The organism is Saccharothrix sabaoui, from assembly GCF_051756985.1.
In the GTDB taxonomy this organism is placed as follows: Bacteria; Actinomycetota; Actinomycetes; order Mycobacteriales; family Pseudonocardiaceae; genus Actinosynnema.
In genome coordinates, this window is sequence record NZ_JBPKJK010000321.1 from 1 (window position 1) to 2,962 (window position 2,962).

4 protein-coding genes are annotated in these 2,962 nt (G+C 73.1%); 1 reads left to right on the forward strand and 3 read right to left on the reverse strand.

The genetic code is table 11. The features are described 5' to 3' along the window. Nucleotides 1–3: 3 nt before the first annotated feature. Genes ACR807_RS41535 through ACR807_RS41545 form a run of 3 tightly spaced genes read right to left on the reverse strand, consistent with a single transcriptional unit; the run spans nucleotide 4 to nucleotide 1,268 of the window. Nucleotides 4–696, reverse strand: coding sequence for a class I SAM-dependent methyltransferase (locus ACR807_RS41535; protein WP_438927051.1), 693 nt, complete (start codon nucleotides 694–696; stop codon nucleotides 4–6). A gap of 48 nt (nucleotides 697–744) precedes the next feature. Beyond that, a complete protein-coding gene (locus tag ACR807_RS41540; RefSeq protein WP_438927052.1) occupies nucleotides 745–1,023 on the reverse strand; it encodes a DUF4037 domain-containing protein in 279 nt (92 codons plus the stop codon). 17 nt (nucleotides 1,024–1,040) lie between these two features. Then, entirely contained in the window at nucleotides 1,041–1,268 is a 228-nt protein-coding gene (locus ACR807_RS41545) for a hypothetical protein (RefSeq protein WP_438927053.1), read from the reverse strand. Nucleotides 1,269–1,379: 111 nt separating this feature from the next. Here ACR807_RS41545 and ACR807_RS41550 point away from each other — a divergent pair. Beyond that, a partial coding sequence (locus ACR807_RS41550) for an alpha/beta hydrolase (protein WP_438927054.1) occupies nucleotides 1,380–2,962 on the forward strand: 1,583 nt, incomplete at its 3' end.

The window sequence follows — 2,962 nt, forward strand, 5'->3', positions numbered from 1 at the left end:
CCGTCAGCGCGGGCGCACCGCCCTGATCCACAGGTGCCACGGGACCGCGTCGTCGCCCACCCGCGGCTCCCGGAGGGCCTCGACGAGCAGGCCGGCCGCCTCCAGGGCCTCGGTGTAGGCGCTCAGCGGGTAGTTCCAGCCGGTGAACCTCATCCGCATCCCGTCCCGCTCGACCTCGTCCTCGAAGCGGTGGCGGCCGAAGTACGGGCGGTCGAGGACGAACACGCCGTCGCGGCGGCTGCCGGTGTTCGTGATCGGGTGGGTGATCGCCAGGCAGAGCCGGCCACCCGGTTCGAGCACCCGGCCGACCTCGGCGACGGCGCCCGGCATGTCGTCGACGTCCATCAGCACGTTGTAGGCGACGACCAGGTCGAAGCCGCCGTCCGGGAACGGGAGGTCCGCCGCGTCGGCCGGCAGGTACCGCCCCTCCGGGTGGGCCTGCCGCGCCGCCGCCAGCAGCGCGGGCGAGGCGTCGACGCCGGTGACCAGGTGCCCCCGTCCGACGAGGTCGCGGGACACCCGGCCCTCGCCGCAGCCGAGGTCCAGGGTCGCCCGGCCGGGGTCGGGCACCAGCTCGAAGAACGCGTCCCGGTAGCGCCAGTACGAGTCGAACCCGGGCCTGCGCACCCAGGCGATCCAGTTCGCCGCCTGCTCCTCCCAGTCCTGCCCGGCCGCTGTCAGCGCGTTCTCGGTCATTGCCCGGAGCCTAACGCCGCGGGTTCGCCGGGCAACCGGTTTACCCGGTCAGCGCCCCGCCCCGGTCAGCGCCCTGGTCCGGTCCGGGCGCGTGGTCGGCACCGCCCGCAGCACCGGCACCAGGTCGGCGTACCGGGCGAACGCGCTGCCCGGCCACTTCGGGCACGGCGGCCGGCGGCGGTCCAGCAGCAGCCGCACCAGGTCGCGCACCAGCCGGGCGGCGACGACCGCCGAGCCCAGCTCGTCGCCCACCTCGCCGCAGCGGCCCACGAACGCCTCCTCCTGCGACACGCGCAGCCACCGGCAGGCCGGCACGTGCCGCCACACGTCGTCCGGGTACCAGGTCAGCGCGGTGCGCGCCGGTCGTCCGGGTCGAGGAACAGCTGGAGCCGCGGCCCCCGCTCGTGGTCGGCGGAGCGCTCGGTGTCGAAGCCCAGCACCTCCGAGCCGGGGCCGATCCGCGCCGCGCTGTGCGGCACCTCCCCGAAGTGCTCGCGGACCAGCGGTTCGACGGCCTCGCGGTAGAAGCGCCGGGACAGTTCGAGGCCGGGAAGGAACTGTTCGCCGGACACGAATCCTCCGTTCTGCGGGTGTTGCCGAACACGAACGAGTGAAAGCCTCGCGCGGTGGCGTCGCGGGTCACCCGAGGGGCGACGCCGAGTGAAGCGAGGGAGCACCACCCGATGCAACTCCGATTCAGAGCGCTGGCTCTGACCGTGGCCGCGGGCACCGCCCTGTCCGGCCTGGTCGGAACCGGCTCCGCCGCCGCGCAAGACGCACCGCAGGCCCAGGGCGCCGCACCGATCGAGTGGTCGACCTGCGCCGACGACGTGCTCGCCGAGATCCCCGCGGCGCAGCGCGACAAGGTCAGCTGCGCCAACCACCCCGTGCCGCTCGACCACGCCAGGCCGCGCGGCCCCAAGATCACCGTCGCGCTGATGAAGCGCCCGGCCGACGACCAGGCCAACAAGGTCGGCTCGCTGTTCATCAACCCGGGCGGTCCGGGTGGCGCGGGCCTGATCTACTCCGCCTACGGCAGCTCGTTCTTCCAGCCCGAGGTCATGCGGCGCTTCGACCTCATCGGCTTCGACCCGCGCGGGGTCGGCCGCAGCACGCCGCTGCGCTGCTTCCAGACCCTGGAAGAGGCCGACGAGGTGTTCGGCCGCATGTCGGCCATCCCGATCACCCGCACCGAGATCCGCGACACGATGGCCGCCACCGTCGACTACACCGACGCGTGCGCCCGCAACGCCGGTCCGCTGCTCCAGCACATGTCCACCGAGGCCGTCGCGCGCGACCTCGACCTGTTCCGGCAGGGCGTGGGCGACCGGCAGCTGACCTTCGTCGGCTTCTCCTACGGCACGCTGCTCGGCGCGACCTACGCCAACATCTTCCCGTCGAAGTCCCGCGCCCTGGTGCTGGACGGCAACGTGGACCCGGCGCTGCGCACGTCCAACGGTCCCGAGTACGACCGGCAGCGCGCCAAGGGCGGCTTCGAGCTGGCGCTCGACGCTTTCCTCAAGCGCTGCGACGCCGAGGGCGACAAGTGCGCCTACAGCGAGGGCGACCCGCGGGCCAAGTTCGACGAGGTCCGCGACCACCTGCGCGCGCAGCCCCTCACGCTGCCCTCGGGCGAGGTCGTGACGCTGGCCGACTACGTCGGCCGGGTGGCGAGCGACCTGTACGCGCCGACCCGCTTCAAGGCGCTCGCCGCGTGGCTCCAGAGCGTCTACGCGGTGCTGCACCCCGGTGCGGCGACGTTCTCCGCGCAGGAGCAGGCCGCGCTGCTGCCGCCGCTCAACAACAAGGGCGGCATCGCCGACATCCGCGCCGGCGTCACCGGCGACACCCCGTACGAGTACGACGACTCGTACTACGGCGTGAACTGCACCGACAAGCCGTTCCTGCGCATCCCGCAGCTGTTCCCGGTGCTGGCCGCGAAGTGGGAGCGCGAGTCGCCCACGTTCGGCCGCTACCAGGCCGCGTCCGACCTGCTGACCTGCCCGACGTGGCCGGTGCCCCGCCCGGACCGCTGGGCCGGCCCGTGGAACAAGCGCACGCCGAACCCGGTCGTCGTGGTGGGCAACTACTACGACCCGGCCACGCAGTACGAGTTCTCCAAGCGGATGACCAAGCAGCTCGGCAACGCGCGGCTCATCAGCGTGGACGCGTTCGGGCACTGCATCCTCGGCGACAGCGCGGGCGTCGACACCCTGGTGACCGACTACCTGGTCAACCTCAAGGCCCCGGCCGACGGCCAGGTCTT